At 36.4% G+C, this 3,532-nt stretch carries 2 protein-coding genes; both read left to right on the top strand.

The genetic code is table 11. The features are described 5' to 3' along the window. Positions 1-151: 151 nt before the first annotated feature. Positions 152-1,174: a glycoside hydrolase family 18 protein gene (locus tag EJN67_RS13830; protein ID WP_129725014.1), complete on the top strand. Its 1,023-nt coding sequence runs from the start codon at positions 152-154 to the stop codon at positions 1,172-1,174. 110 nt (positions 1,175-1,284) lie between these two features. Then, on the top strand, positions 1,285-3,327 hold the full coding sequence (locus EJN67_RS13825) for a DUF4846 domain-containing protein (RefSeq protein ID WP_129725013.1): 2,043 nt from the start codon (positions 1,285-1,287) through the stop codon (positions 3,325-3,327). Positions 3,328-3,532: the final 205 nt, after the last annotated feature.

Below are 3,532 nucleotides of genomic sequence, written 5' to 3'. Positions count from 1 at the left end.
AGGGAAGTAATGGTAAGTAGAATTGGAAATTTTAAAGTGAATATTAATCAAAAAGTAGGGGTGAAGCTAAAAAGCCGAACCTTGAAATAAAGTAAGATTAAGCTCTTCGAGTTTTCGAGAGCCTACTTAAAATAAAAATGAGGTGTTAGGGATGAAAACTGGTAATTATCATTTTATAGGTTATGCGACGGGCAAATCGCTTCCTGATATTACGCCTTGTCAGGCGAAAAGACTCACACATTTAAATGTTGCCTTTGGGATTGTTAGTGATTCAAAGGTTTCCATTGAAGGTATAAGGAGGTACCTTGGGTATATTAAAAAGATAAGGTCATATAATCCAAATTTGAATATACTGTTATCCACAGGTGGTGGGAATCAACATGGGCATGGGCCTTCGACTAAAACGGACGAAGGAATACAGATATTAATTAAATCTACAATGGATATTGTAGAAGAATTTAATTTTGATGGAATTGATTGTGATTGGGAATTTCCATGTGATAGGGGGATAATGGAGGAAAAATATCAGCATACAAAACTTATAAAAGGCTATCGTGATGCCCTTGATAAGTTCGAAAATAAGAGAAATAAAAAATGTTGGCTTACAATAGCAGCGGGTGCAGGCAAATGGTATCTTAATTCAACGGAGATTGATGTTATACATAAATATCTGGATTTTATAAATGTGATGACATATGATATGCGCTGTGGAAATCAGCCTACGGGGCATCATACAAATCTTTATGAACCTGAAGGCGCGCCCATATCTTATAGTGCTGATACAGCAGTGAAATTGTTTGAAGAAGCGGGTGTTCCATCTGAAAAGATTGTAATTGGAGTGGCGTTCTATTCGAGGCGATGGGATGGGGTGCCAAATGTGAACAAGGGTATGCACCTAGAAGCCAAGATCCCTGGTGATTTTGGACCGGATTATACGGCTATATATCACATTTATGAAAAATCACTGGGGTTTATCAAATACTGGGATGATAAGGCAAAAGCCCCTTGGTTGTTTAACGGTGATACATTTATTTCCTATGATGATCCTGAATCGATTAGATATAAATGTGAATATGTAAAATCAAATGGACTTGGAGGAATAATGTATTGGGAACATAGCTATGATAGAACTGGTATCCTATTTAACACCATATACGATAATCTTTTAGAATAGTTATATGTAACTCTCCACTTCTTGATTAAATATCCCTATGATATTATTTTAATGCATGGGGAAAATAAGCATCAGGGGGTGGTTTTATTTTAAATATAGGGGGAATAGTTGTGATCAATGGGAAAACTGCATCTATTTTTTTTATAGTCTTTATATGCGTTATCATATTTATATCCATGATCCTGATAGGAGAGCGCGGGAACATGGATGCTATAGGGCGGGAGTATGCAGGAAAACCGGATTTAGACAGGGCAATAGAATATAGAAAAGTCAATATAAAAATATGGGCCATAAATTTTTTGTTGACTTTTTTGATCCCTACTATTTTCCTCATAACGGGTTTATCTGCAAAAATAAGGGACTTTGTCCAGGCAAAATCTATAAATTCATTTACTGCAATTTGTCTATACGCATTTTTCTACCTATTGATAGACTTTTTAATAGCACTCCCCTTGAACTATTATAGCGGTTTTGTAATAAGGCATAGATTTGGCCTTTCAAATCAAAATATACATAGGTGGCTTTCAAATGTTTTAAAAAATACGCTTATCTCTGTGCTTGTATGGATGCTGTTTTTATGGCTCCCATATTATCTAATAAAGAAATATCCGGATAGATGGTGGTTGTATTTAGGCCTTATATCCATACCTGTATATACATTTGTAACCCTTATAACTCCCATGTATATAGACCCCCTATTTAATAAATACATGCCCATAAGGGAGGGCGCTCTAAAGGTCAGAATAGAAAGTCAGTTAGAGAAGGCAGGAATAGAGGGCTGTGATGTATACGAAGTAGATAAGAGCAGGGATACCAAAGAGATGAATGCCTATATGACAGGGGTATTTGGCTCAAAAAGGATAGTTATATGGGATACTACCATAGACAATCTGACGGAAGATGAAACCATATCCATAGTATCCCATGAGATAGGACATTATGTAAAGGGACATATATGGAAGTCCATAGTATTAGGTGGACTTTTGACTATCATGGTGTTGTATTTTACAAATATTTTATCATTCTGGATAATGGGTATGTCAGACGGGGCGTTTGGATTCACAAAACTCTATGATATAGCCTCATTGCCACTATTTATTCTGGTGTTAAATATAATAGTTTTTATAGCATCTCCCGCCATGAATGGATATTCTAGGTATATAGAAAGACAAGCTGATAGATTTGAAATAGAACTTGCAGGAAACAAGGAGGCATATCTATCTTCCCTTGATAAACTATATAATAAAAGCCTGTCCCTTCCAAGACCCAGTAAAATATATAAGATATTCTATTGTACTCATCCACCATATGAGGAGCGGGTAGAGATGGCAAAGGCATATGAAACGGGAAATCAGCATTCTACGCCGTATAAAGAGGAAAAAGTTCAAAGGCAAGAGATTATAAATAGAGATGGGATGCTCTTAATGGATAGAATAAATCCTCCAGTGGGATTTGAACGGGATAAAGAGGATAAAGACTCCTTTTCATACTATCTAAGGCATCTGCCTTTAAAACCCCATGGATCCGATGTGCACTATTATGACGGCAGGGTAAAGGGCAGAAAAGTATATGAAGCTGTAGTGGATATGGATATAGGGGAGCGGGATCTTCAGCAATGTGCAGATGCGGTTATGAGGTTAAGGGCAGAATATTTATACGGAATAGGGGATTATGGTAGGATACATTTTAATTTTACAAATGGCTTTAGGGCAGATTATACCAAATGGATGGAAGGCTATAGGATAAAGGTTGATGGGAATAACACCAGCTGGGTTAAAAAAACAGGTTATAATGATGATTATCAAAGTTTCAGGGGATATTTAAATATGGTATTTGCCTATGCAGGTACCTATTCTCTGCAAAGGGAATTACAATCCGTTGATATAGATGATATGCAGGTGGGTGATGTGTTCATACAAGGCGGGAGCCCGGGACACTGCGTAATAGTGGTGGATATGGCTAAAGAGGCTAAGACAGGGCAAAGGGTGTTTATGGTTGCACAAAGTTATATGCCTGCCCAAGATATACATATATTAAAAAACTTACAGGATGATTGTATAAGTCCATGGTATAGATTGGATGAGATTGAAGATAGATTAATAACACCGGAATGGACCTTTGATAGGGGAGCTCTCATGAGATTTCCAGACTAATATAGGGGCTGCCGCCTAAAATTTATACCGTTATAAGAATATATATGAATTGAATTACATACAAACTATAAAATTACGAAGGTTCGTTGTATAATTAAATGCAACACCAAAAAAATATAGAACCATAGCGAGAAAATCATGTATAATATTTTTGACTAAAAAATAATACAGTGAGGTGCTCGCTATGGCTAATTCTAATTGTAAC

Origin of the sequence: Xylanivirga thermophila (genome assembly GCF_004138105.1) — a bacterium.
In the GTDB taxonomy this organism is placed as follows: Bacteria; Bacillota; Clostridia; order Caldicoprobacterales; family Xylanivirgaceae; genus Xylanivirga; species Xylanivirga thermophila.
Note: the sequence above shows the minus strand (reverse complement) of the source record. Positions and strands in the feature narration are given on the sequence as shown.